We start from the raw sequence: 25,178 nt of genomic DNA on the forward strand, positions 1-25,178 counted from the left end.
CATGAGCACCTTAGGTCATCAATACGACAACTCCCTGGTTTCCAATGCGTTTGGTTTTTTACGTCTGCCGATGAACTTCCAGCCGTACGACAGCGACGCAGATTGGGTGATTACTGGCGTACCGTTTGATATGGCGACCTCCGGTCGTGCCGGCGGCCGTCACGGCCCGGCGGCGATTCGTCAGGTTTCCACTAACCTGGCCTGGGAGCACAACCGCTTCCCGTGGAACTTCGACATGCGCGAGCGTCTGAACGTAGTGGACTGCGGCGACCTGGTTTACGCTTTCGGCGATGCCCGTGAAATGAGCGAAAAACTGCAGGCGCATGCGGAAAAACTGCTGGCGGCCGGTAAACGTATGCTCTCCTTCGGTGGCGACCACTTTGTGACTCTGCCGCTGCTGCGTGCGCACGCTAAACATTTCGGCAAAATGGCGCTGGTGCACTTTGATGCCCATACCGACACCTACGCCAACGGCTGCGAATTTGACCACGGCACTATGTTCTACACCGCACCGAACGAAGGTCTGATTGATCCGAACCACTCGGTGCAGATTGGTATCCGCACCGAGTTCGATAAAGACAACGGCTTCACCGTGCTCGACGCCTGCCAGGTGAACGATCGCGGCGTGGACGATATCATCGCACAGGTTAAGCAGATTGTTGGCGATATGCCGGTTTACCTGACCTTTGATATCGACTGCCTGGATCCGGCGTTTGCACCGGGTACCGGTACGCCGGTGATCGGCGGCCTGACCTCCGATCGCGCCATTAAGCTGGTGCGTGGCCTCAAGGATCTCAACATTGTCGGTATGGACGTGGTTGAAGTTGCTCCGGCCTACGACCAGTCTGAAATCACCGCGCTGGCCGCGGCAACCCTGGCGCTGGAAATGCTCTATATCCAGGCGGCGAAAAAAGGCGAATAAGCCTTAGACGCTCACTGCTGCTGCGCGACGCATGCGCAGCAGCAGCATTCCCCCCCGCCAGCAGCGTGATAATCTGCGAGGCAACCAGCACCGAAAACCCGGAGCTGACCGATCCCACCGATTTCATCACGATCCCCATCAACAGCGGGATGAACGCCGCGCAGATGTTGCCAATGCCATTGATAATCCCGTAAGCACTGCCCACCACTTCCCGCGCGGCATGATGCTGTACTACTGCTGGAATTGCCGCGCCCTGCAAACCCCAGAAAATATTCGCCGAAAGCATAAACAGCGCCAGCATGGCCGGTTGATGGCTTAACATCAGCGCCATCACTGACAGCGCCGTCAGTAAACCGCCCGCCACAAACAGCACCGGTGCCTGTTCCGGACGCATTTTGTCGAGCAGCACGCCGCCGAGAAACTTAGAACCCAGACTCAGGATGAAAGGAACGGCCGCGAGCAAGCCGGTTGCATGCAGCGAAAAGTGGTGCTCATCGCGCAACCATGCCGGCAGCCAGGCACTGCTGCCCCAGAGGTAGCTGAGCGTGGCGATTTCGACCAGCAGGATCCAGCCCAGCAGTGGCGTCCGCCAGGCAAGACCGAAAGTTTGCACAAAGCTCGCGCTGCGGCGTTTGGCTTCCCGATGAGGGGCGGGGAGAAAGCGCCAGATGAGACCGCCGCCGAGCAGCAGGTTCATCACCGCCAGCGCGTAAAACGATCCCATCCAGCCAAAGTGCGTCATTGTCCAGGTGACCAGCGGAAAGCCAACTGCCAGCCCCAAAGAGACGCCCAGTGCGGTAACCGCATTAGGTTTACCGATCTCATCGGCATTAAAGTTATCGCTGATAAAGCGTGTTTTCAGTGAGAACAGTGGCCCTTCTGCGATGCCCAGAATGATGCGTGCCACCAGCATACCCATCAGCGATCCCAGCAGGGGCGATATGGCGCATACCGTAGCCCAAATAAGGATGCTGCCCAGCAGTCCTTGCCGGTAATTGAAGCGATTTTCAATAACCGGAGTTAATAATAAAGCGGAAAATCCATAACCCAGAAGAAAACAGGTCATCAGCATTCCTTGTAACATTCTGTTTTCATTTAAACGGAAGTGATCCGCGAATTCTGGGTTGAGAATCATCACCGAGATATTTACCCGGTCGATATAGGAAATAATAATTAACAAAAGCAATGCGATTGTTCCCTGCCATCTTGCCGTCATGACTTCCGCCTTAAGGATTTTTATTGGGTTGTGTTGTTATTCTGGTTATTATCACGGATCTAAAATGGTTCATATATGAAACTAATTGTTTTTATTGATAAAGATAACATGTTGTTTCATATGTGAAACAGTTTGGCAGCCGCATTTAATAATTTTTAGAGACTAATGGTAGAACAAGTCAATATCTATTTATAAAAAATAGAGGTCATTAATAAAATGTATTCCTGACGTTTGTGGTAATGAAATTTTCATATCGCTGCATTTTTTCGTGATCGTTTGCACACTTAGCTAATTAAATAGTGCTCGATTAACAATTCGGTCACATTCCCCCTTGACGTAGCCCACACCGCTTTTATATTGACCGTATTAAATAAGAAACAGAGTTTCATATATGAAACAAAGGCCTGGAGGATCGCGATGAGCTGGATAGGCGTATGTGATGCAGAGCAAGTACAGGAAGATTTCCCTTTTAGCGGCAATATCGAAGGCAAAGAGATCGGCATTTATTTGATAGATGGCGAATATTTTGCGCTGGAAGATGTATGCCCCCACGCCTATGCGCTGTTGAGCCAGGGCTTTGTCGAAGACGGCAAAGTGGAGTGCCCACTGCACGAGGCCGTTTTCGATGTCAAAACTGGGCAGTGCCTGCACGGCCCCGGCGGACGCGATCTTAACCGCTACCCGGTTCGGGTATTTGAGAACCAGATTCAGATTACGTTTATCGAGGAGACCGTGGCATGAGCGAAACCCAGGATTTTAACCCCGCGTTGCCGGAGAGCCGTCAGTTCACTCCGCCGGCCGAAGGCGGTAATGGTGCGATTCATAAACCGGGGAGCTATGAGAATCTTATCTGGCAGACCCGCAGCCGCGTCCCGGAAAACTGGGAACTGAATCTGATTGCGGCACTGGAGACGCTCTTCGAACAGGGCGTTGATACGCTCCCTGAGCTGGTCAACGGGCTGAACGCGGCCCGCATGCACGATCAGCAGGGTGAGCCGTGGAGCGACAGCAGCTTCCAGGCATTCTTACAGGTTAATGGTTACTGAGGGCAGGGCGATGACGACGAGCGTACAACACTATCTCGACACGGGCCTGCGCGGCCTTTGGTATCCGGTACTGGCCAGTTGGGAAGTCCAGTCGGCACCGGTGGGTATTACCCGCCTTGGCGAACAGATTGTGGTCTGGCGTAACAAAGATGGCCAAGTGCAGGCGCTGGAAGACCGCTGCCCGCACCGCGGGGCGCGTCTGTCGATGGGCTGGAACCTGGGCGACCGTATCGCCTGCTGGTATCACGGGGTTGAAGTGGCGGGCAATGGTGAAGTCAAAGATGTTCCCGCTGTCGATAAATGCCCGCTGGTCGGGCAGCAGTGCGTGCGCAGCTACAACGTACAGGAAGCGCACGGCGCGATTTTCCTGTGGTTTGGCGTCACCGCAGACCAGCAGCCCGATGAGCTAACCTTCCCAACGGAATTGGCCGACGGCGAAGCCTACAGCAACTTCCTGTGCACCGCGGCGTGGGACTGTAACTATCAGTACGCGCTGGAAAACGTGATGGATCCGATGCACGGTACCTACCTGCACTCCTCCTCGCACTCGATGGCCGAAGGCGATCGCAAAGCCGATATGGTGCTACAGCCCACCAAAACCGGCTTCATTTTTGAGAAAAAAGGCCAAAGCGGCGTCAACTTTGACTGGGTGGAGCTGGGTAACAGCGGCACCTACTGGATGCGCCTGTCGATCCCCTACAAGCAGCGTTTCGGGCCAGGCGGCCACTTCTTTATCGTCGGCATGGTGGTGCCGGAAGATAACGATCACTGCCGCGTGTTCTTCTGGCGTATCCGCCGCGTACAGGGCTGGCAGCGCGACATGTGGCGCTTCATGTACCGCAATCGCCTGGAAAAACTGCATTGGGAAGTGCTGGAACAAGACCGCGTGGTGCTCGAAAGCCTGGCGCCGAACGCCCGTGAACATGAATACCTCTATCAGCATGATGTCGGGCTGTCCCGTCTGCGCCGCATGATGCAAAAGGCGGCTAAAGAACAGCTGGCACGCCGGGAACAGCAGCAGGGAGCGGCCTGATGAATGGCCTTCTGAACGGTAAACGGATTGTGATTACCGGTGCAGCGCGCGGGCTGGGCTACCACTTTGCCAAAGCCTGCGCAGAGCAGGGCGCAGCGGTGGTGATGTGCGACATTCTGGCAGGTGAGCTTGCCGAAAGCGCCCACGGGCTGCGCGAGCAGGGCTACGCGATTGAATCGCACGTTATCGATCTGGCGGATGCGCGCGCGATCGACAGCGCCTTCAGCGCGATCGCTGAGAAGGGCCAGATTGATGGTCTGGTCAACAACGCGGCGATGGCCACCGGCGTCGGCGGTAAAAACATGCTCGATTACGATGCGGATCTTTGGGATCGGGTGATGACGGTAAACGTCAAAGGCACCTGGCTTGTCACTCGTGCGGCGGTGCCGCTGCTGCGCGAAGGATCGGGCATCGTCAACGTGGCTTCGGACACTGCGCTGTGGGGCGCACCGCGTCTGATGGCCTACGTCGCCAGCAAAGGGGCGGTGATTGCCATGACGCGTTCAATGGCCCGTGAACTGGGTGAGAAACGCATTCATATCAACGCCATTGCGCCGGGGCTAACCCGCGTTGAGGCGACAGAATATGTGCCTGCGGAGCGACACCAGCTTTATGAAAACGGGCGCGCGCTTAACGGCGCACAGCAGCCGGAAGATGTCACCGGCAGCGTGGTTTGGCTGTTAAGCGACCTGTCGCGGTTTATCACCGGCCAACTGATCCCGGTCAACGGCGGTTTTGTTTTTAACTGAGGGTGGAGTTCCTATGGCGAACGATCAGGAAGTGAAGTATCTGGTGCCGGGGCTGGAACGTGGCTTACAGCTGCTGTTGGCCTTCGGCGAGCAGCATCGCGATCTGACCTTTGCCGAACTGCACCGGCTGGTGGATATGCCGAAAGCCACTGCTTATCGCGTGGTGCAAACGCTGGAGTACATGGGGTTCCTGGAGCGAAATACGCGCACCAATACCTTTTCGCTTGGCATGAACGTGCTGCGTCTGGGCTTTGAATATATCGCCTCGCTGGATGTTGCTCAGGTAGGCCAGCCGGTGATTGAACAGCTGCGCGACACCAGCCAATGCAGCAGCCATCTGGCGATTCGCGATGGGCGCGACATCATCTACATCGCCCGCGTCAGCGCTGCCGGTTCACGGATTAATCAGGTCAGTATCGGTACGCGACTGCCGGTGCACTGCACCTCGCTTGGCCGCATGCTGTTAACCGATGTTTCCCGCGCTGACTTTGAACAGTTGTTCCCGCAGGAGCGACTGCCGGGCAATACGCCGGGCCAGCTTTTCGAGCGCGAAGCGTTGTGGCAGATGGTGCAACAGGACAAAGCCCGTGGCTTTGTTATTGGTGAATCCTTCTTCCGCCACGGCATCTCGTCCATCGTCTACCCGGTCTATGACCGCAGCGGCCGGGTGGCCGCGGTGGTGAGCATTCTGGTGCCCGCCGAGGAGATCCCGCAAACCGACAGAGAGCGTTTGCAACAGGAGGTTCGCCTGGCGGCGGACAAAATTTCTGGCTTCTTAGGGCATCTTTCTCAAGCCAGTTAAATCAGTGAGTTAACTCTAGGCGCCGAAGGGCGTCGGGCATGTCTTACGCCCAAATTCGGGTGATAAACGGTAAATGAGGCAACCTGTGATGAGCGTGATTGGAATAGAAAAGCTGGAATTTGGCGTCGATAACCTGACGCATTGCGCCAAATTTATGCATGATTTTGGCCTGACCGGCGACGCCAGTGGCCAGCGTTTTACAACCTTAAGCGGCGCGAGCGTCGAACTGAATGCTACCGATTGCCCCGATCTTCCACCGGCCTTTGAGGCCGGGAATACCCTGCGCCGAATGACCTGGGCGGTGGCTGACTCACAGAGTCTTGAAGCGCTAAGACCGAAACTGGCGATTCAGCCGGGCTTTCGTGAAGTGGACGGCGCGCTGGAGTGCCTTGACCCGAACGGCATGACGCTACGGGTGCAGGTTAGCCAGCAGGTGCCGGTTGAACTCAACGTTGAGCCGATTAATCAGTGGGGCGACGTGCGCCGCATCGATACCCCAAGCCCGGTTTACGATCGCGCCCAGCCGATAAACATCGGCCATGTGGTGTTCTTTGTTGAAGAGCTGGCGGCGGCGGAGAAATTCTATCGCGAAATGCTCGGTTTCCAGGTCTCTGACCGTTACATCAACCGCGCGGTGTTCCTGCGCTGTGGCGCACGCGGCGGTCACCACAACCTCTTTTTGCTTCAGTTACCTAATCGGAAACGTGGGCTGAACCATGTGGCGTTCACCGTGCGTGATATCCATGAGGTGATTGGCGGCGGTATCGCCATGAACAAGCACGACTGGAGCACCTTTATCGGTCCTGGCCGCCATCCCGTGTCCTCGGCCTATTTCTGGTACGTCAACAGCCCAACCGGCGGCGCGTTTGAGTACTACACCAACGATGACTACCTGACGGAAAACTGGCAGCCGCGCGAGCTGGAGCACTCCCTGGTGTCGTTTACCGAATGGGCAGTTGAAGGCGGGATTGACCATGATACTCGTCGCCAGCAGCAGAAGTCGGAGGCGGTATGACGGCACGCATTGTCATTATTGGCGGCGGTCAGGCGGGCGGCTGGGCGGCAAAAACGCTGCGCGATGAAGGCTTTAGCGGTGAAATCTGCGTGGTGGCGGAAGAGGCGTGGGATTTTTACGAGCGCCCTCCGTTGTCGAAGGCCTCCCTGCTGGAGCCCGATGCCGCGCTGCCGCGTCTGTTCAGCGAAGAGGTGCAGCAGAATCTGAATTTACGCTGGTATCGTCCGCAGCGCGCCGAGGCGATTGATCGCGAGGCAAAAACGGTACGTCTGAGCAACGGTGAGTCTCTGGCCTACGACCAGTTGCTGATCGCGACCGGCGGCCGCGCACGCCTGCCGGGCGCCGAGTGGGCGAAACATCCGCAGGTCTATACCTTACGCCACTGGCAGGATGCGCAGCGTTTGAAGCAGCGGCTGGCGCAAAGCCAACGGCTGGCCATTATTGGCGGCGGTTGGATTGGCCTGGAAATTGCCGCCTCGGCGCGCAAGTGCGGCGTTGCGGTGACGTTATTCGAGCAGCAGCCGACGCTGTGCATGCGCTCGGTCAGCCGCGATGTTTCAGCACATTTAGCGCTGATGCATCGCCAGCAGGGCGTGGATGTGCGCACCGGCTGCGGTGGGCTGGAGCTGGAGGACGATAATGGTCACCCGGTGATTCAATGCGACGGCAAGCGCGAAACCTTCGACGCGGTAGTGGTGGGGATCGGCGTCGATCTTAACCTCGAACTGGCGCGCAACGCCGGGCTGGATATCGCGCAGGGGATCGTGGTGGATGCGCAGGGGCGCACCTCGGATCCGGCCATTTTTGCCGCCGGGGATGTGGCTCAGCACCATCACTATGGCCTGTGTATTCAGTCGTGGGCCTTTGCGCAAAATCAGGCGGTGGCAACGGCCAAAGCGATGCTCGACCCGCAGGCCGCAGGCTATGACGAAGCGCCGTGGCTGTGGTCGGATCAATATCAATACAACATTCAGATCCTCGGGATCCCATCTCAGGGGAGTGAAACAGTCGTTCGCGATAATGCCCTTTATTTCTCGCTGGATGATAACGGACGGCTCACGCAGCTGGTGGCGTTTAACGATGCACGCACCGTCAAGCTGGCAAAACGCTGGATGGCGGCGGGACGAGATTTGTCGGACGTACCGCTCGCTGACCCGACCTTTTCACTGATGTCATTACGCTAAAACGCGCGCACCCTCAGGGGGGATAAATGACCACATTAGAGACGAACACCGCGCCGGTTGAGGCGAGCGGTGAGGGCATCCGTACGCCTGAAAAAGCCGTTCGCTGGGCCATTCCGCTGTCGCTACTGGCCTGCGTACTGTTGGCCTTTTTCGACAAAATCAGCATTGCTGCGCTGTTTTCCGACGGCCATTTTCAACAGGCGATGGGGATCGATTTCGATACCACGCGGCTGGGCATTTTGATGAGCGCCTTTTTGCTCAGCTACGGTTTTTCCTCCGTTTTTTTAAGCGGACTCGGTGACAAGATTGCGCCGCTGCGTCTGCTGACCGGCATGATGGCAGTGTGGTGCGTACTGATGGTGGCGATGGGCTTTACCCATAACTACACGCTGATGATTGTGCTGCGCATTTTACTTGGCGTGGCCGAAGGGCCGCTGTTCCCGCTGGCGTTTGCCATCGTCCGCCACAACTTTCCGCAGCACCTGCAGGCGCGGGCCACCATGTTGTGGCTGCTCGGTACGCCGGTGGGCGCGGCGATTGGTTTCCCGCTTTCTCTCTGGCTGCTCAACACCTTTGGCTGGCAGAGCACCTTCTTCGTGATGGCCATGCTCACCGTGCCGGTACTGGTTTTTGTGCGCATCGGTCTGCGCGGGATCCGTCTGGAGGCAAAAGCCTCAACCACTCAGACGTCACAGGACGAACGGCGCGCCGCGCGCCGTGAGCTGTTTGTCAGCCCGCATTTTTGGATTATCTGCATCTTTAACATCACTTTCCTGACCTATCTGTGGGGCATCAACGGCTGGCTGCCGGGCTATTTGATCAAGGGGAAAGGTATCCACCTTGAACACGCGGGCTGGCTCTCGTCGATGCCGTTTATCGCCATGCTGGCGGGGGAAGTGATTGGCGCATGGCTGTCTGACCGGGTCGATAAACGCGCCGCCGCCTGCTTTATCTCGATGGCGGGGGCCGGCGTCGGGCTGGCGGTGGTGATGCATCTTAATACCCCGCTGGCGATTATCGCCGCGATGAGCTTCAGCACCTTTATGTGGGGAACCGGTGCACCCAACATTTTTGCCCTGCTGGCTAAAGCGACGCATCCACGGGTGAGCGCCACGGCGGGGGGCATTTTCAACGGGCTGGGAAACTTTGCTGGGGCGTTGTCGCCAGCGGTTATGGGCGCGCTTATCGCGTTTACTCACAGCATGGATTCCGGATTGATTTTTCTGGCGGTGATGGCGGCGGTGGGCTGCTTCCTGTTACTGCCGCTGTTAAGACGTTATTGAGGAGAGTGTCATGACTGATTCAACTGTATCCGCAAAACCGGGCATTAAACCTGAGCATCTGACCATGGAAGAGTGGGTCGAATCGCGTATCGCGCGTTTCGAAGGCCGCAAATATGACTGGAATGCGCTGAAGTTCCAGGCCGACTATGACCCGAAATATCGCCGTGCGCAGATGCGCTATATCGGCACCGGGGCGACCGGCGTGGCGAGCGATACCAACACCGTTCCCGCCGAGCATTTCACCTTCTCGACGATGGTGCTGCCGTCGAAGTGCGAAGGGCCGCTGCATCTGCATGATGATGTTGAAGAGGTGTTCTTCATGCTCAAAGGGCAGATCACGCTGATGATCCAGGACGGCGACCAGTACACCGAAACCGTGCTGCACGAACGTGACCTGATTTCTGTTCCGCCGGGAATTTACCGCGGGCTGTTTAACCACGGTGAAGAGGAAGCGCTGATGTGCGTCATGCTCGGCACGCAGAAGCCGCATATTCCGACCTATCCGGCGGATCATCCGCTGTCCAAAGTGAAGCGGAGCTAAGGGGGCATGATGACGGGTTTTCGTGAGCAGGGAACCGGTATCCCGCTGATGCTTTTGCACGGTATTAGCTCCGGAGCGGCCTCCTGGCATAAGCAGATGGCACTCCCCGGTTTTCGCGTCCTGGCGTGGGATATGCCGGGTTATGGCGAAAGCCCAATGCTGAACGTGACGCGGGCGAATGCCGGGGATTATGCCGATGCATTGGCGGCGTTGCTCGACCGCGCGGGCGTCAAGCAAACGGTGCTGGTGGGGCATTCGCTCGGTGCGCTGGTGGCCTGTGCGTTTGCGGCGAAGTACCCGCAGCGCGTGCTGCACGTGGTGCTGGCCGATGCGGCGCAGGGCTATGGCCAAAGCTCGCCGGAGCAGCGTGAAAAAATCTGGCGCAGCCGCGAGCAGCAAATGGCACTCGGTGGTGAAATCCTGGCGCAGACCCGCGCGGCGAAGCTGTTGCGCCCCGGTGCGCGCGAAGCGGATATCGCCACCGTGGCCGCCGGGATGCGCAAGCTGCGTTCCGAGGGGTATCTGGCGGCGGCATGGATGCTGGCGCATGACGATATTCACGGCTGGCTGAAATCCTATTCCGGGGCGTTTGAGGTGTGGTGCGGCGAGCAGGATGCCATCACCCAGCCGGAGCTGGTGCAGGGACTGGCTCTGCGATATGCCATGCCGTTTACCGCGATACCGCAGGCCGGACACGCCAGCTATCTCGATAACGATGTGTTTTTCAATCAACAGCTTTTACGTATTAAAGAAGAGGTGCGCGATGAATGCACAAATTGATGGGCGCGTAGCGGTAGTCACCGGAGGGTCTTCAGGTATCGGTTTTGAAACGCTACGCCTGCTGCTGGCTGAGGGGGCAAACGTCGCCTTCTGCGGCCGCGATCCCGACCGGCTCGCCAGCGCGCACGCGACGTTACAAAACGAATATCCCGCAGGTGAAATTTTCTCCTGCTGCTGCGACGTGCTGAACAGCGATGAGGTACAGGCCTTTGCCGATGCGGTCATCGCACGCTTTGGCGCCGTCGATATGTTGATTAACAACGCCGGCCAGGGCTACGTGGCGCATTTTGCCGATACGCCGCGTGAGGCCTGGCTGCATGAAGCGGAGCTCAAGCTGTTTGGCGTCATTAACCCGGTGCAGGCTTTCCTGCCGCAGCTGGAACAATCGGATATCGCGTCGATTACCTGCGTGAACTCGCTGCTGGCGCTGCAGCCTGAAGAGCACATGATTGCCACTTCAGCGGCCCGTGCGGCGCTACTGAACATGACTCTGACGCTGTCAAAAGAGCTGGTGGAGAAAGGGGTTCGCGTGAACTCCATTCTGCTGGGGATGGTTGAGTCCGGCCAGTGGCGACGCCGCTTTGAGAATCGTAGCGATAAAAGCCAGGGCTGGACGGAGTGGACGGCAGAAATTGCCCGTAAGCGCGGGATCCCAATGGCGCGCCTTGGCAAGCCGCAGGAACCGGCGCAGGCGCTGTTATTCCTCGCCTCACCGCTGGCCTCATTTACCACCGGTGCGGCGCTCGATGTCTCCGGCGGTTTCTGCCGTCACCTTTAAGGAAGCGTGATGAAAAAAATCATGTTAATTGGCTATGGCGCGATGGCGCAGGCGGTGATTGAACGTCTGCCACCGCAGGTGGCGATTGGCTGGATAGTGGCGCGCGAGTCGCATCATGCGGCCATTCGCGCCCAGTTTGGCGACGCGGTAGACGCGCTGACATCACCGCTGGCGTGCCTCGACACGCCGGATTTGGTACTGGAATGTGCCAGCCAGCAGGCGGTGGCGCAGTACGGTGAAGCGGTGCTGGCACGCGGCTGGCATCTGGCGGTGATTTCAACCGGTGCGCTGGCCGATAGCACGTTGGAAAATCGTTTGCACCGCGCCGGCGGCCAACTGACGCTGCTGTCCGGCGCGGTGGCGGGGATTGACGGTCTGGCGGCGGCGAAAGAGGGCGGCCTGGAACACGTGACCTATCAGTCGCGTAAAAGCCCGGCCAGCTGGCGCGGCAGCTACGCCGAGCAGCTTATCGACCTTAATGCGGTCTCTGAAGCGCAGGTGTTTTTTGAGGGCAGCGCCCGCGAGGCGGCCAGACTGTTTCCGGCCAATGCCAACGTGGCGGCGACCGTAGCGCTTGGCGGCGTCGGCATGGACGAAACCCGGGTGCAGCTGATGGTCGACCCGGCCACTCAACGTAATACCCACACCATTCACGTCAAAGGGTTGTTTGGCGAATTCCATCTGGAACTCAGCGGGTTGCCGCTGGCGAGCAACCCTAAAACCTCCACCCTGGCAGCATTAAGCGCGGTTCGCGCCTGCCGTGAACTGGCGATGCGCTAAGAGGTTGTTATGGAACCATTACCGATTTTTGTTGGCGGCATCTGGCGTACTGGTCGCGGAGAGACGATGCACAGCTATTTTCCGGCCGACGGCTCCGTCAACGCCACGCTGAATGCGGCAAGCCTTGAGGATTTACAGGAGGCGATTACCCATGCGGAGCGCGCGTGGCGCGACCCGCAGTGGCGTAATACGCTGCCGCACCAGAGAGCAAAGCTGCTGCATAAGGTGGCGGACAATATTGAATCGCGCGTCGATGAGCTGGCACGGATGCAGAGCCGTGATAACGGTAAACCGCTGGCAGAAGCGCGCGGGCTGGTGATGAGCGCGGCGGGTACCGCGCGTTATTTTGCCGCCGCCTGCGAGCTGCTGGAGGGCGAACTGCCAACCCCGCGCCAGCAGGATGTGTTGACGCTTAGCCGCTATGAATCGCTGGGCGTGGTGGCCGCCATTACGCCGTGGAACTCGCCAATTGCCAGCGAGATGCAAAAAGTCGCTCCGGCGATTGCCGCCGGTAACGCGGTGATCCTCAAACCTGCGGAAGCCACGCCGCTGATGGCGCTGGAGCTGGCGCGTATTTTTGAGCAAGCCGGGCTTCCGGCGGGCCTGTTGAGCGTGCTGCCGGGCAAAGGTTCGGTGATTGGCGATGCGCTGGCGCGTCATCCTCGGGTGCGCAAAATATCCTTTACCGGCGGCACCACCACCGGACGTCATTTGGCGCACGTGGCGGCGGAAAAACTGATCCCTACCTCGCTTGAGCTGGGTGGGAAGTCACCGACCATTGTGCTGGAGGATGCCGATATTGAGCTGGCGGCACGGGGGATTTGCTATGGCATTTTCAGCTCTGCCGGGCAGGCCTGCATTGCCGGATCGCGCCTGTTCATTCATGAGCAGGTTTATGCACCGCTGATGGCGCGACTGCTGGAGTTGACTCGCGGCTTACGCGTGGGCCATCCCTTCAGCGCGGATACCCATCTGGGGCCGCTCATCAGTGAAAAGCATCGCCAGAGCGTGCTGGAGTATGTCGAGCTGGCCAAGCGTGAAGGGGGACGCGTGCTGTGCGGGGGAGAGGTTCCTGCCGATCCGGCGCTGGCGGCGGGCAGCTTCTTCATGCCGACCATCATCGAGGGGCTGAATAATCAGGCCCGCGTCTGCCAGGAAGAGATCTTCGGGCCGGTGCTTATCGCGATGCCGTTCAATGACGAAGCGGAACTGATTGCGGAAGCCAACGATTCCATTTATGGGCTGGCGGCCGGTATCTGGACACGTGATAGCGGGCGTGCGCTGCGCTTGAGCGACGCGCTGGAAGTCGGCACGGTGTGGATCAACACCTACAAAGTCTTTTCGATTTCGACCCCGTTTGGGGGCTTTAAAGAGAGCGGCCTGGGCCGCGAAAAGGGCATTCAGGGATTAAAGGCCTGGATGCAACAAAAGAGCATTTATCTGGCGACGGGTAATGGCGTCAACCACTGGTGCGACTAAGAAAGGGTGAGCAATGAGCGAAATGATTACCGTCGGCGACGCTATCGCCAGAACGCTGGAGCAGTATCACGTTGAAGCCATTTATGGCGTCATCTCGATTCATAACCTGCCGATTGCCGATGCGGTCGGCCAGCGCGGCAACATCCGTTTTGTACCGGCGCGCGGCGAAGCCGGCTCGGTCACCATGGCGGATGCCCACGGCCGTTTCTCCGGGCTTGGCGTGGCGCTGACCAGCACCGGCGCCGGTGCGGGCAACGCGGTGGGCGCGCTGGTGGAGGCGATGAACGCCTGCACGCCGCTGCTGCATTTGACCGGGCAGGTAGAAAAGGCCTGGCTGGATGCGGATACCGGTTTTATTCACGAAACCCGCGATCAGCTGACGTTCCTCAAGGCCAGTTCTAAGCGCGCCTATCGTATTAGCAATGCCAATCAGGCTATCGCCATTTTGCACAAGGCGATTCAGGACGCACAAACGCCGCCGTGTGGTCCGGTGTCGGTGGAAATCCCGATTGATATTCAAGGGACGAAGATCCCGCTGTCGCTGGTGACCGCGCCGGTTAAAGCGCGTGTGGTGGAGAGTGTCGACCGCCATGTGGTGGACGCACTGTGGACGCAGCTCAAACAGGCGAAACTGCCTTTGCTGTGGCTGGGCGGTGGTGCGCTCGGTTGCGCTGAGGCGGTGAAAAAGCTGGCGGATGCCGGAATGACGGTCATTTCCAGCACCCATGCGCGCGGCGTGTTGCCGGATAGTCACCGCGCGAGCCTGCGGGCGTTCCACAACTCGCCATCGGTCGAGGCGGTGATGTCGGGCTGTGATTTCACGCTGGTGGCCGGCTCACGGTTGCGCAGTAATGAAACCCGGTCATGGACGCTGGAGCTGCCGCATCCGCGCGTGCAAATTGATATCGACCCGGCGGCGGCCAGCCGCAACTATTTGATGGATAACACGCTGATTGCCGATTGCCCAGCGCTGCTGACGGCGCTGGCGGAAAGAGTACAGGGACGCGAATGGGGCAACGCGCAGTGGGATGCGCTGGTGCGCGGTGCGGTGGTGAAAGCGGAACAGGGGCTGCGTGAGCAGTGCGGCGAGTATGCCAAACTCAACGATGCTATCGATCAGGCGTTGCCGGAAGATGGCCTGCTGGTTCGCGATATTACCGTTTCTGGCAGCCTGTGGGGCAGCCGTCTGTTCCGCGCCAATGGCCCATTGATGAATATTCATTCGTTAGCCGGCGCGATTGGTATGGGGCTGCCAATGGCTATCGGTACCGCGATTGCCAATCCACAGCGCAAAGTCGTGGGATTGGTTGGCGACGGCGGGTTGAGTCTGAATCTCGGTGAGCTGGCGACGCTGGCGCAGGAGAAAGCCAACGTGACGCTGCTGATTATGAACGACGGCGGCTACGGCGTGATGCGCGGTATTCAGGATAAGTATTTCGGCGGGCGCCAATACTATAACGAGCTGCATACGCCTGACTTTACTCTGCTGGCGCAGGCTATTGGGCTGCAGGCCTGGAGCGTGGATCGGGCGGAGGATTTCGCTGCGGTGATGACCGAAGCGCTTGCCATGCCGGGACCATCGGTGGTGGAAGTGAAGATGGGGCAGATTGGCGCGCTGAAGTTTGCCGGGCCGCCGCAAAAGACGCTTTATTAAGGTGAAAAAATTGCCCCTCTCCCGGGCGGGAAAGGGGCATGCTTACCGTGAAACGGTGGCGAAAACTTAGAACGCGTTGAACGGATACTCGACGTAAACGCGGACTTCGTTGCCGCTGACGTTGTAGTCGCTGGCGTTGCTGGAAACGCGCAGTACCGAGTAGCGAACTTTAAATTTCAGATCTTTTGCCGGGCCGTCCTGGACCTGGTACTGCACCTGGTTAAACCACTCGTGCTCTTTACCGTTGTTGGTCTCAGCCGTCTTGATGTTGTCACCGCGAACGTAGGCGGTGGTCCAGCTCAGACCCGGCAAGCCCAGACCGCCGAAGTCCAGCGCATAGGACGCCTGCCATGAACGCTCATCTTCGCCGTTAAAATCAGACCAGTAGGAGTTTGCCAGCCAGATGGTATTGCCGCCGTCGCCGACGCCGCCCTGGTTCTGGTAGCCGCCGTAGTTATAGCCGGTGCTGCCGCTGCTCTGCTGGTAGGCGATTTTGAAGGTGTGGATGTCCCAGATGTAGCTGGTCGCCAGGCTCCAGATGGAGTTGCTACGGCCGGTATCCAGTGAATCGGCATATTCCTGCTCAAGGCGAGAGTTATAGCCGTTGAAATCGAAGACCAGTTTCTGAGCGTCGGTCAACGGCTGCGCGTAGTTCAGGCCAAGGTACTGCTTGTTCAGAACATCTTCCACGTGGGAAGCATACAGTGCACCGCTCAACTGGTCGTTGAACTGGTAGCTGGCGCCGCCGAAGGTAATGCTCTTCAGTCCGCTATTGTGGCTGTCGTCGCTTTTACGCTGTTCGTCGGTCAGGTAACCCGCGTTGACTTCCAGACCGGCGATCTCCTGGGAGGTCAGCATGGTCCCGGTGTAGCTTTCATACAGCAGGCGGGAATCATCGGCATTGATGATAGGCAGCGCTGGGCGCTGGCTGCCGTAGCTTAATACGGTGTTAGAAAAACGCATTTTGGCGGTAGCGCCAAATTTCGCCAGGTCGGATTTTGCGCGACCATCGTTGTCCTGTGCAAAGAAGTCAATGCCGCCTGCACCGCTGTTGCCGCGACCGCCGTCAAGGCGTACGGCGTACTGCGCGATACCATCTACACCAAAGCCGATTGGGCCCTGAGTAAAGCCGGATTCAAAGGTGGCAATAATACCCTGACCCCATTCGCTTTTATCGTGTAGGCCATCGCGATAGTCGCGTTTGATATAGGCGTTGCGTAAAAACAGATCCAGATGGCTGTCGTCAACAAAACCCTGGCTATCGGATTGCTGGCTGGCAAAAGCTGGCGCAGAGGCAATAATACTTAAGGTGATTAAAGCTAATTTATTTTTCACGGAGGGAACTTCTCTGTTTATATAACTGTCGAATTGTGTTGTTACAATTTCGATATTCGCCTGAAACCGTGTCAAAAGCAATCATTGTATGAACAGGTATTTCGCGAGTGTCGCCTTTCACGCCTTGCAGTGTCTGGTTTCTGTGGGAAGGTGTAGACTATTTGAAAATATGGCTGAAGGCCTTTCTGGAAGAGAATTAATATATTTTTGCTTTCATTTTTAGAACGAGTGTTTGGCGGCGGAGTGTGTCACTTATATATTCGTCCTGGTTGACATCTAAGCATATTTAACGGTTTGTGCGGTTAAATTATCAATTAATGCCGTTTAGCTTCTTTTAATATTTTTTACTTATTATAGCAAGGGGGCAATATTGCCCCCCGGTAGAGGATTATTTAATCCCGTCGGCGTTCAGGCGATCGCGGATGTGCTGCGCGCGCTCCTGTGAGCCCGGGTGATCGTCAAACATTGAGCTTTGGCGCCCGTCCTCCAGCTTCGCCAGCTTCTCAAAGCTGGTGGCAAGGCCGGTTGGGTTAATGCCGCGTTTGCGCAGCAAATCGTAGGAATAGTCGTCAGCTTCAGATTCCTGACGCTGCGAGAACTGAGAATTCACCAGCTTCTCGCCCAGATCGCCCAACTGCGACTGCGACAGGCTGCCAACGATACCGCCCGCAGAGGCCGCCGCCGCGCGCAGGGCGTTGGTACCAATGGCGACCTGCATACCTTTTTTCACGTGGCCTAACGCGACGTGGCCCATTTCATGGCCTACAACCGCTTCAACTTCGTTATCATTCATCAGGTCCATCAGACCGCTGTAAACGCGGATGCAGCCGTTGGCCATGGCGAAGGCGTTAACGTCTTTGGCAACATAGACTTTGTAGTTCACCGGTTGGCCGTTGATATTGTCGCCAAGGGCAGCGGCAATTTTATTTAATCGTTTAACGTAGTCGCTGCCAGCCGGAGCGATGGTAGCTTTGCTGTCCATATCCTTACAGGCCTGATCGCTCAGGGCTTGCACCTGCTGATCGCTTAAGGAAAACGCCTGCAGTGCGCCAGTACCTGAACTTAATAAGCCGTTTGAATCCATATTCTGGCAGCCGCTAAGCAGTAAAGTCGCGCCGAAAGCCAGAACTATCGCCCGTTTTTTCATGAGAGTGCTTCCAAAGTCGTTTATCTGATAGTGCCCTGGAATGGTATTGCCAGAGTTACGCTAAGTATAAAGAATATCGTCAGTTGCGGGCGAGGGGATTACATCGGCTTAACGTCTGTTCCAGAGATTTCTGAATTCGCAAAAGGATGCTCCATGTACATGCTTTGTCGCATAGGTTACATTGTTGGCACTTTTTTCTGGCACAGCCCGTAACGTGCGCGCCTCGTGGCGTTAGGGTACGCCTTCAACAGTCCGAACTGGAGTCAAAATGTCCTCACGTAAAGAGCTTGCTAATGCTATTCGTGCGCTGAGCATGGACGCAGTACAGAAAGCCAAATCCGGTCACCCGGGTGCCCCGATGGGTATGGCTGACATTGCCGAAGTCCTGTGGCGTGATTTTATGAATCATAACCCGCAAAATCCGTCCTGGGCTGACCGTGACCGCTTTGTACTGTCTAACGGCCACGGCTCCATGCTGATCTATAGCCTGCTGCATCTCACCGGCTACGATCTGCCGATGTCTGAGCTGAAAAACTTCCGTCAGTTACACTCCCAGACTCCGGGCCACCCGGAAGTTGGTTACACCGCCGGTGTTGAAACCACCACTGGCCCATTAGGCCAGGGTATTGCAAATGCCGTAGGTATGGCGATTGCGGAAAAAACGCTGGCGGCGCAGTTTAACCGTCCTGGTCACGACATCGTTGACCACTTCACCTACGCGTTCATGGGCGATGGCTGCATGATGGAAGGCATTTCTCACGAAGTGTGCTCCCTTGCCGGTACCCTGAAGCTGGGCAAACTGGTCGCGTTCTACGATGACAACGGTATCTCTATCGATGGTCACGTTGAAGGCTGGTTCACCGATGATACCGCTAAGCGTTTCGAAGCCTACAACTGGCATGTTATCCGCGGCATCGACGGCCACGATTCTGAAGCGATTAAACGCGCAGTAGAAGAAGCCCGTGCTGTGACCGACAAACCGTCCCTGCTGATGTGTAAAACTATCATCGGTTTCGGTTCTCCGAACAAACAGGGTACCCACGATTCCCACGGTGCACCGCTGGGTGACGCAGAAGTGGCTCTGACTCGCGAACAGCTGGGCTGGAAATACGCGCCGTTTGAAATCCCGGCTGACATCTATGCTCAGTGGGATGCGAAAGCGGCAGGCCAGGCGAAAGAATCCGCATGGAATGAGAAATTCGCGGCATATGCTAAAGCCTTCCCACAGGAAGCGGCTGAATTCACCCGTCGTATGAAAGGTGATATGCCTGCAGACTTCGACGCGAAAGCGAACGAATTCATCGCTAAACTGCAGGCTAACCCGGCTAAAATTGCCAGCCGTAAAGCTTCTCAGAACGCTATCGAAGCGTTTGGTCCTCTGCTGCCTGAGTTCCTCGGCGGTTCTGCTGACCTGGCGCCGTCTAACCTGACTATCTGGTCTGGTTCTAAGCCGATTAACGAAGACATCGCGGGTAACTATATCCATTACGGTGTGCGTGAATTCGGTATGACCGCGATTGCTAACGGTATCTCTCTGCACGGCGGCTTCCTGCCATACACCTCAACCTTCCTGATGTTCGTTGAATACGCACGTAATGCCGTGCGTATGGCTGCACTGATGAAGAAACGTCAGGTGATGGTTTATACCCACGACTCCATCGGTCTGGGCGAAGATGGCCCAACTCACCAGCCGGTAGAGCAGGTTGCTTCTCTGCGCGTGACGCCGAACATGTCTACCTGGCGTCCATGTGACCAGGTTGAATCCGCGGTCGCGTGGAAATATGGCGTAGAGCGTCAGGACGGCCCTACCGCGCTGATCCTCTCCCGTCAGAACCTGGCACAGCAGGAACGTACTGAAGAGCAGCTGGCGAACATCGCTCGCGGTGGCTACGTGCTGAAAGATTGCGCAGGTCAGCCTGAGCTTATCTTCATCGCGACCGGTTCTGAGGTTGAGCTGGCGGTTGCCGCTTACGAAAAACTGACTGCCGAAGGCGTGAAGGCGCGCGTGGTTTCCATGCCGTCTACTGACGCATTCGACAAGCAGGACGCGGCGTACCGTGAATCCGTGCTGCCAAAAGCCGTTTCCGCTCGCGTGGCAGTAGAAGCGGGTATCGCTGACTACTGGTTCAAATACGTAGGTCTGAACGGCGCTATCGTCGGTATGACCACCTTCGGCGAGTCTGCTCCGGCAGAACTGCTGTTCGAAGAGTTCGGCTTCACCGTTGACAACGTGGTCGCGAAAGCCAAAGCGCTGCTGTAATTTTCAGGCAGTGGAAGACGGGTCGCTCAGGCGGCCCGTTTTTTTTGCCGGAACGAAAGGCGAGGGACGTCTCGTGCTGGCAACAAGGTAGTCGTGTTCATGATATGGATGCGATTAATCCGTTTTCAGATAGAAATCCAGATTTACGCAGCAGCAATAAAGTTATCTTGCTACGCTTATGGCCAATTCTGGGATGTGGAATAAATTGGGCTTCTCATTGCGTAAAAATGTGACGTAAGTCAGATAACCGCTTTCTCTGGCTGGACAATCATTCCTTTTATTCCGCGTTTCGCTTATTCTAGCTGAAGCGTTTCAGTTGGCAGTTTGTTCGACATTTAACCAATCAGTCACTGTTTGTGGCGGGTAAGGTTTCCCAGAACTCGTGGCTGCATTACTCTGTGAGCCACTTTGCTTCGGGATAACCTTGCAGGAGACCTATGACCGTACGCGTAGCGATTAATGGCTTCGGTCGCATTGGACGTAACGTGGTTCGTGCTTTGTATGAATCCGGACGCCGTGCGGAAATCACCGTAGTGGCTATCAACGAACTGGCCGATGCTGCCGGCATCGCGCATTTGTTGAAGTATGACACCAGTCATGGGCGCTTTGCCTGGGATGTCCGCCAGGAGCGAGAACAGCTCTATGTTGGCGATGATTCCATCCGTCTTCTGCACGAGCGTTCAATAGACGCGCTCCCCTGGCGTGAACTGTCGGTTGATGTGGTGTTGGACTGTACCGGCGTATACGGTACGCGCGAAGACGGCGAAGCGCATATTGCCGCTGGCGCGAAGAAGGTGCTCTTTTCACATCCTGGCAGCAACGATCTCGACGCGACCGTTGTGTTTGGCGTTAACCAACACGAACTGCGCGCGGAACACCGCATTGTTTCCAATGCCTCCTGTACCACCAACTGCATCATTCCCGTCATCAAATTGTTAGATGATGCCTATGGCATTGAGTCCGGTACGGTCACGACTATCCATTCCGCGATGCATGACCAGCAGGTGATTGATGCCTATCACCCGGATTTACGCCGCACGCGCGCGGCAAGTCAGTCCATTATCCCGGTAGATACTAAACTTGCAGCGGGTATTGCCCGTATTTTCCCGCAGTTTAGCGACCATTTTGAAGCGATTGCAGTGCGCGTACCCACCATCAACGTGACGGCGATTGACCTAAGCGTGACGGTGAAGAAGCCGGTAAAAGCCCATGAAGTCAACCAGTTGCTGCAAAAAGCAGCACAGGGTACATTTCATGGTATAGTTGACTATACGGAATTACCGTTGGTCTCGACTGATTTTAATCACGATCCGCACAGCGCCATTGTTGATGGCACGCAGACGCGGGTCAGTGGAGCACATCTGATCAAAACGCTGGTCTGGTGTGATAACGAATGGGGCTTTGCTAACCGAATGCTCGACACGACGTTAGCAATGGCAGCTATTGGTTTCAGGCTCGACGCTTGAGCGTCGACAAAACTTTAAGTATCAACGAGAGGATTCACCATGTCTGTAATTAAGATGACCGATCTGGATCTGGCTGGTAAACGCGTTTTCATCCGTGCGGACCTGAACGTACCAGTTAAAGAAGGGAAAGTAACCAGCGACGCGCGTATCCGTGCATCTCTGCCGACCATTGAGCTGGCTCTGAAGCAGGGCGCTAAAGTAATGGTCACTTCTCACCTGGGTCGTCCGACCGAAGGCGAGTACAACGAAGAATTCTCTCTGCTGCCGGTTGTTAATTATCTGAAAGACAAACTGTCTGCTCCAGTACGTCTGGTAAAAGATTACCTGGACGGCGTTGAAGTTGCTGCCGGTGAGCTGGTGGTTCTGGAAAACGTTCGCTTCAACAAAGGCGAGAAGAAAGACGACGAAGCGCTGTCTAAAAAATATGCCGCACTGTGCGACGTATTCGTGATGGATGCATTCGGTACCGCACACCGTGCACAGGCTTCTACTCACGGTATCGGCAAATTTGCTGACGTCGCTTGTGCAGGTCCACTGCTGGCCGCTGAGCTGGACGCACTGGGTAAAGCACTGAAAGAACCAGCACGCCCAATGGTTGCTATCGTTGGTGGTTCTAAAGTTTCTACCAAACTGACCGTTCTGGACTCCCTGTCTAAAATCGCTGACCAGCTGATCGTTGGTGGTGGTATTGCAAACACCTTCGTTGCTGCACAAGGCCACAACGTCGGTAAATCCCTGTACGAAGCGGACCTGGTTGACGAAGCCAAACGCCTGCTGACCACCTGTGATATCCCAGTCCCAACTGACGTTCGCGTTGCCACTGAGTTCTCTGAAACTGCGACCGCAACCCTGAAATCTGTTAACGACATCAAAGATGAAGAGCAGATTCTGGACCTGGGCGACGTTTCTGCACAGAAACTGGCTGACATCCTGAAAAACGCGAAAACCATTCTGTGGAATGGTCCGGTTGGCGTGTTCGAATTCCCTAACTTCCGTAAAGGGACTGAAATCGTGGCTAACGCTATCGCAGACAGCGAAGCGTTCTCCATCGCAGGCGGCGGCGATACTCTGGCTGCTATCGACCTGTTCGGTATTTCTGACAAAATCTCCTACATCTCTACTGGCGGCGGCGCATTCCTCGAATTCGTGGAAGGCAAAGTACTGCCAGCAGTAGCAATGCTCGAAGAGCGCGCTAAGAAGTAAGCCATTTAAGGGCAGGGCAACCTGCCCAGTTATTCACGCGCTTTAGGGCGCGCCCCTTTCCAAGGCCGAAGATACAGGACTCGTAACATGTCTAAAATTTTTGATTTCGTAAAACCAGGCGTAATCACTGGTGATGACGTACAGAAAGTTTTCCAGGTAGCAAAAGAAAACAACTTTGCTCTGCCAGCCGTTAACTGCGTCGGTACTGATTCCATCAACGCCGTACTGGAAACCGCAGCAAAAGTTAAAGCACCGGTTATCGTACAGTTCTCCAACGGCGGCGCTGCGTTCATCGCAGGCAAAGGCGTGAAAACTGACGTTCCTCAGGGTGCAGCAATCCTGGGCGCTATCTCTGGTGCGCACCACGTTCACCAGATGGCTGAGCACTACGGTGTTCCAGTTATCCTGCATACCGACCACTGTGCGAAGAAACTGCTGCCGTGGATCGACGGTCTGCTGGACGCAGGTGAAAAACACTTTGCCGCTACCGGTAAACCGCTGTTCTCTTCCCACATGATTGACCTGTCCGAAGAGTCCCTGCACGAAAACATCGAAATCTGCTCCAAGTACCTGTCCCGCATGTCCAAAATGGGCATGACTCTGGAAATCGAACTGGGTTGCACCGGCGGTGAAGAAGACGGCGTGGACAACAGCCACATGGACGCTTCTGCACTGTACACTCAGCCAGAAGACGTTGATTACGCTTACACCGAGCTGAGCAAAATCAGCCCACGTTTCACCATCGCGGCTTCCTTCGGTAACGTACACGGCGTGTACAAACCAGGTAACGTGGTTCTGACCCCAACTATTCTGCGTGATTCTCAGGACTATGTTTCTAAGAAACATAACCTGCCGCACAACAGCCTGAACTTCGTCTTCCACGGCGGTTCCGGTTCTTCTGCTCAGGAAATCAAAGACTCCGTAAGCTACGGCGTAGTGAAAATGAACATCGATACCGATACCCAGTGGGCAACTTGGGAAGGTATCCTGAACTACTACAAAGAAAACGAAGCTTACCTGCAGGGTCAGCTGGGCAACCCGAAAGGCGAAGACCAGCCGAACAAGAAATACTACGATCCACGCGTATGGCTGCGTGCCGCTCAGACCTCTATGATCGCCCGTCTGGAACAGGCTTTCTCTGAGCTGAACGCGAAAGACGTTCTGTAAGAAAAGACCGACTTTTCGGCAAAAGCCCGCCTTCTGGCGGGCTTTTTTATTGTCTTTTCAATGTTATGGTCAGGCATGGAAATGTGATCAATTTGGCAAAATGCTAATTTTTTGTTTACTCTTTATACCTGCCTGTACTTTTACAGGCCGCTTTTTGTTTCCCATAAGGAATATTGAATGGAAGATTTAAACGTTGTCGATAGCATAAATGGCGCTGGCTCCTGGCTGGTGCGTAATCAGGAATTACTGCTGAGTTATGCCGTCAATATCGTTGCGGCAATTGCCATCATTATCGTCGGGATGATTGCGGCGCGCATTGTGTCGAATACCGTCAACCGTCTGATGCTGGCGCGTAAAATTGATGCGACCGTGGCGGATTTCCTTTCCGCGCTGGTGCGCTATGCGGTTATCGCCTTTACGCTGATTGCCGCGCTGGGTCGCGTGGGCGTGCAGACGGCGTCGGTTATCGCCGTACTGGGTGCCGCCGGTTTGGCCGTTGGTTTGGCGCTACAAGGGTCGCTTTCCAACCTGGCTGCGGGCGTGCTGCTGGTTATGTTCCGTCCATTCCGTGCCGGTGAGTATGTGGACCTGGGTGGCGTCGCAGGGACGGTGCTGAGCGTGCAGATTTTCTCCACGACCATGCGTACCGTTGATGGCAAAATTGTGGTTATCCCGAACGGTAAAATTATCGCTGGGAACATTATCAACTTCTCTCGTGAGCCAGCGCGTCGCAATGAATTTATTATCGGCGTTTCCTACGATGCGGATATTGATCAGGTTAAGCAGATCCTGACGCGGATCCTGGAGGCGGATAACCGCATTCTGAAAGACCGTGATATTACCGTGCGTTTAAATGAACTGGCACCGTCGTCCGTGAATTTTGTGGTTCGTGCCTGGAGCCTGAGCGGTGATCTGCAAAACGTCTACTGGGATGTGCTGGAACAGATTAAGCGCGAGTTTGATGCAAACGGAATCAGTTTTCCTTACCCGCAGCTCGATGTGAATATGAAGCCGGTAAACGCGCAGAATGAATCGGCGTAATATAGCCGCGCGATCGCCGGGTCAGTAAGAGGCGAACAACGATCAATGGCTTCTTTCGGGAGGCCATTTTTTTTAAGTGATATTCACGATGACGATAAGTTTTATTGAATGAATTTTCAGCGGTGATATTGGCAGAAGAAAGTTTACTTCTGTATTGATAATGCGTGCTGCTGCAATAGTCGTCAGGTTTTAAAGCCAGTACACTCTTTGCGGAAGTTGCACAACATTACCGCGAATGAATCAGCGCTTGCCGTTTGAGCTTGTTTTAATTCCCAAGGCCTGGCCACAGGCGCTGAA

Annotated in this window: 22 protein-coding genes and 1 pseudogene; 20 read left to right on the forward strand and 3 right to left on the reverse strand. The window is 56.1% G+C overall.

Features of this window, described 5'->3' with window-relative positions:
- Position 1 precedes the first annotated feature (1 nt).
- Positions 2 to 922 (forward strand): agmatinase, encoded by a 921-nt coding sequence (speB, locus tag KCR01S_RS13510; protein ID WP_002434404.1) that lies wholly within the window; start codon positions 2 to 4, stop codon positions 920 to 922.
- A 3-nt stretch (positions 923 to 925) separates the two neighbouring features.
- On the opposite strand, the pseudogene KCR01S_RS13515 reads toward speB, so the two are convergent.
- Positions 926 to 2,138: pseudogene (locus KCR01S_RS13515) on the reverse strand (MFS transporter).
- Between the two features lie 417 nt (positions 2,139 to 2,555).
- Between KCR01S_RS13515 and KCR01S_RS13520 the strand changes: the two are divergent.
- From KCR01S_RS13520 to KCR01S_RS13585, 14 genes are all read left to right on the forward strand, one after another.
- Positions 2,556 to 2,879, forward strand: a complete 324-nt coding sequence (locus KCR01S_RS13520; RefSeq protein WP_061283242.1) for a Rieske (2Fe-2S) protein — start codon at positions 2,556 to 2,558, stop codon at positions 2,877 to 2,879.
- Complete coding sequence (locus KCR01S_RS13525; RefSeq protein WP_061283243.1) at positions 2,876 to 3,184, forward strand: recombinase-like helix-turn-helix domain-containing protein; 309 nt, start codon at positions 2,876 to 2,878, stop codon at positions 3,182 to 3,184. Before KCR01S_RS13520 ends, KCR01S_RS13525 begins: the two co-directional genes overlap by 4 nt.
- Positions 3,185 to 3,194: 10 nt before the next feature.
- Positions 3,195 to 4,217 carry an aromatic ring-hydroxylating oxygenase subunit alpha gene (locus tag KCR01S_RS13530; RefSeq protein WP_061283244.1) on the forward strand — a complete coding sequence of 341 codons (1,023 nt, stop codon included), beginning with the start codon at positions 3,195 to 3,197 and terminating at the stop codon, positions 4,215 to 4,217.
- Positions 4,217 to 4,966 (forward strand): SDR family oxidoreductase, encoded by a 750-nt coding sequence (locus KCR01S_RS13535; RefSeq protein WP_061283245.1) that lies wholly within the window; start codon positions 4,217 to 4,219, stop codon positions 4,964 to 4,966. Before KCR01S_RS13530 ends, KCR01S_RS13535 begins: the two co-directional genes overlap by 1 nt.
- A gap of 13 nt (positions 4,967 to 4,979) precedes the next feature.
- Positions 4,980 to 5,768, forward strand: coding sequence for an IclR family transcriptional regulator (locus tag KCR01S_RS13540; RefSeq protein ID WP_061283246.1), 789 nt, complete (start codon positions 4,980 to 4,982; stop codon positions 5,766 to 5,768).
- A gap of 88 nt (positions 5,769 to 5,856) precedes the next feature.
- The gene (locus KCR01S_RS13545; RefSeq protein WP_061283247.1) at positions 5,857 to 6,783 is read left to right on the forward strand and encodes a VOC family protein; all 927 of its coding nucleotides are present in this window, start codon (positions 5,857 to 5,859) and stop codon (positions 6,781 to 6,783) included.
- Complete coding sequence (locus tag KCR01S_RS13550) at positions 6,780 to 7,967, forward strand: NAD(P)/FAD-dependent oxidoreductase (RefSeq protein ID WP_061283248.1); 1,188 nt, start codon at positions 6,780 to 6,782, stop codon at positions 7,965 to 7,967. The genes KCR01S_RS13545 and KCR01S_RS13550 overlap by 4 nt, the downstream gene beginning before the upstream one ends.
- Positions 7,968 to 7,993: 26 nt before the next feature.
- Positions 7,994 to 9,250: an MFS transporter gene (locus tag KCR01S_RS13555; protein WP_061283249.1), complete on the forward strand. Its 1,257-nt coding sequence runs from the start codon at positions 7,994 to 7,996 to the stop codon at positions 9,248 to 9,250.
- A 10-nt stretch (positions 9,251 to 9,260) separates the two neighbouring features.
- The gene (locus tag KCR01S_RS13560) at positions 9,261 to 9,791 is read left to right on the forward strand and encodes a cupin domain-containing protein (RefSeq protein ID WP_061283250.1); all 531 of its coding nucleotides are present in this window, start codon (positions 9,261 to 9,263) and stop codon (positions 9,789 to 9,791) included.
- A gap of 9 nt (positions 9,792 to 9,800) precedes the next feature.
- Positions 9,801 to 10,571 carry an alpha/beta fold hydrolase gene (locus KCR01S_RS13565; protein ID WP_061283251.1) on the forward strand — a complete coding sequence of 257 codons (771 nt, stop codon included), beginning with the start codon at positions 9,801 to 9,803 and terminating at the stop codon, positions 10,569 to 10,571.
- Positions 10,555 to 11,349 (forward strand): SDR family oxidoreductase, encoded by a 795-nt coding sequence (locus KCR01S_RS13570; RefSeq protein WP_061283252.1) that lies wholly within the window; start codon positions 10,555 to 10,557, stop codon positions 11,347 to 11,349. The genes KCR01S_RS13565 and KCR01S_RS13570 overlap by 17 nt, the downstream gene beginning before the upstream one ends.
- 9 nt (positions 11,350 to 11,358) lie before the next feature.
- A complete protein-coding gene (locus tag KCR01S_RS13575) occupies positions 11,359 to 12,129 on the forward strand; it encodes an aspartate dehydrogenase (protein WP_061283253.1) in 771 nt (256 codons plus the stop codon).
- Between the two features lie 9 nt (positions 12,130 to 12,138).
- A complete protein-coding gene (locus tag KCR01S_RS13580) occupies positions 12,139 to 13,608 on the forward strand; it encodes an aldehyde dehydrogenase (protein ID WP_061283254.1) in 1,470 nt (489 codons plus the stop codon).
- 13 nt (positions 13,609 to 13,621) lie between these two features.
- Positions 13,622 to 15,262 carry a thiamine pyrophosphate-binding protein gene (locus KCR01S_RS13585; protein ID WP_061283255.1) on the forward strand — a complete coding sequence of 547 codons (1,641 nt, stop codon included), beginning with the start codon at positions 13,622 to 13,624 and terminating at the stop codon, positions 15,260 to 15,262.
- A gap of 66 nt (positions 15,263 to 15,328) precedes the next feature.
- Here KCR01S_RS13585 and KCR01S_RS13590 read toward each other — a convergent pair whose 3' ends face one another.
- Positions 15,329 to 16,597 (reverse strand): OprD family outer membrane porin, encoded by a 1,269-nt coding sequence (locus KCR01S_RS13590; protein ID WP_061283256.1) that lies wholly within the window; start codon positions 16,595 to 16,597, stop codon positions 15,329 to 15,331.
- Between the two features lie 388 nt (positions 16,598 to 16,985).
- A complete protein-coding gene (loiP, locus tag KCR01S_RS13595; protein WP_061283257.1) occupies positions 16,986 to 17,744 on the reverse strand; it encodes a metalloprotease LoiP in 759 nt (252 codons plus the stop codon).
- 268 nt (positions 17,745 to 18,012) lie between these two features.
- On the opposite strand from loiP, the gene tkt reads away from it, so the two are divergent.
- The 5 genes from tkt to mscS all read left to right on the forward strand — a co-directional run bounded on the left by tkt (position 18,013) and on the right by mscS (position 24,881).
- Positions 18,013 to 20,004, forward strand: coding sequence for a transketolase (tkt, locus tag KCR01S_RS13600; RefSeq protein WP_061283258.1), 1,992 nt, complete (start codon positions 18,013 to 18,015; stop codon positions 20,002 to 20,004).
- A gap of 437 nt (positions 20,005 to 20,441) precedes the next feature.
- Positions 20,442 to 21,470, forward strand: a complete 1,029-nt coding sequence (epd, locus tag KCR01S_RS13605) for an erythrose-4-phosphate dehydrogenase (RefSeq protein WP_061283259.1) — start codon at positions 20,442 to 20,444, stop codon at positions 21,468 to 21,470.
- A 39-nt stretch (positions 21,471 to 21,509) separates the two neighbouring features.
- Positions 21,510 to 22,673, forward strand: coding sequence for a phosphoglycerate kinase (gene pgk, locus KCR01S_RS13610; RefSeq protein WP_061283260.1), 1,164 nt, complete (start codon positions 21,510 to 21,512; stop codon positions 22,671 to 22,673).
- An 87-nt stretch (positions 22,674 to 22,760) separates the two neighbouring features.
- Positions 22,761 to 23,840 (forward strand): class II fructose-bisphosphate aldolase, encoded by a 1,080-nt coding sequence (gene fbaA / locus KCR01S_RS13615; protein WP_052281975.1) that lies wholly within the window; start codon positions 22,761 to 22,763, stop codon positions 23,838 to 23,840.
- A 177-nt stretch (positions 23,841 to 24,017) separates the two neighbouring features.
- On the forward strand, positions 24,018 to 24,881 hold the full coding sequence (gene mscS, locus KCR01S_RS13620) for a small-conductance mechanosensitive channel MscS (RefSeq protein ID WP_061283261.1): 864 nt from the start codon (positions 24,018 to 24,020) through the stop codon (positions 24,879 to 24,881).
- Positions 24,882 to 25,178 lie beyond the last annotated feature (297 nt).

The organism is Kluyvera cryocrescens NBRC 102467, assembly GCF_001571285.1.
Classification (GTDB): domain Bacteria; phylum Pseudomonadota; class Gammaproteobacteria; order Enterobacterales; family Enterobacteriaceae; genus Kluyvera; species Kluyvera cryocrescens.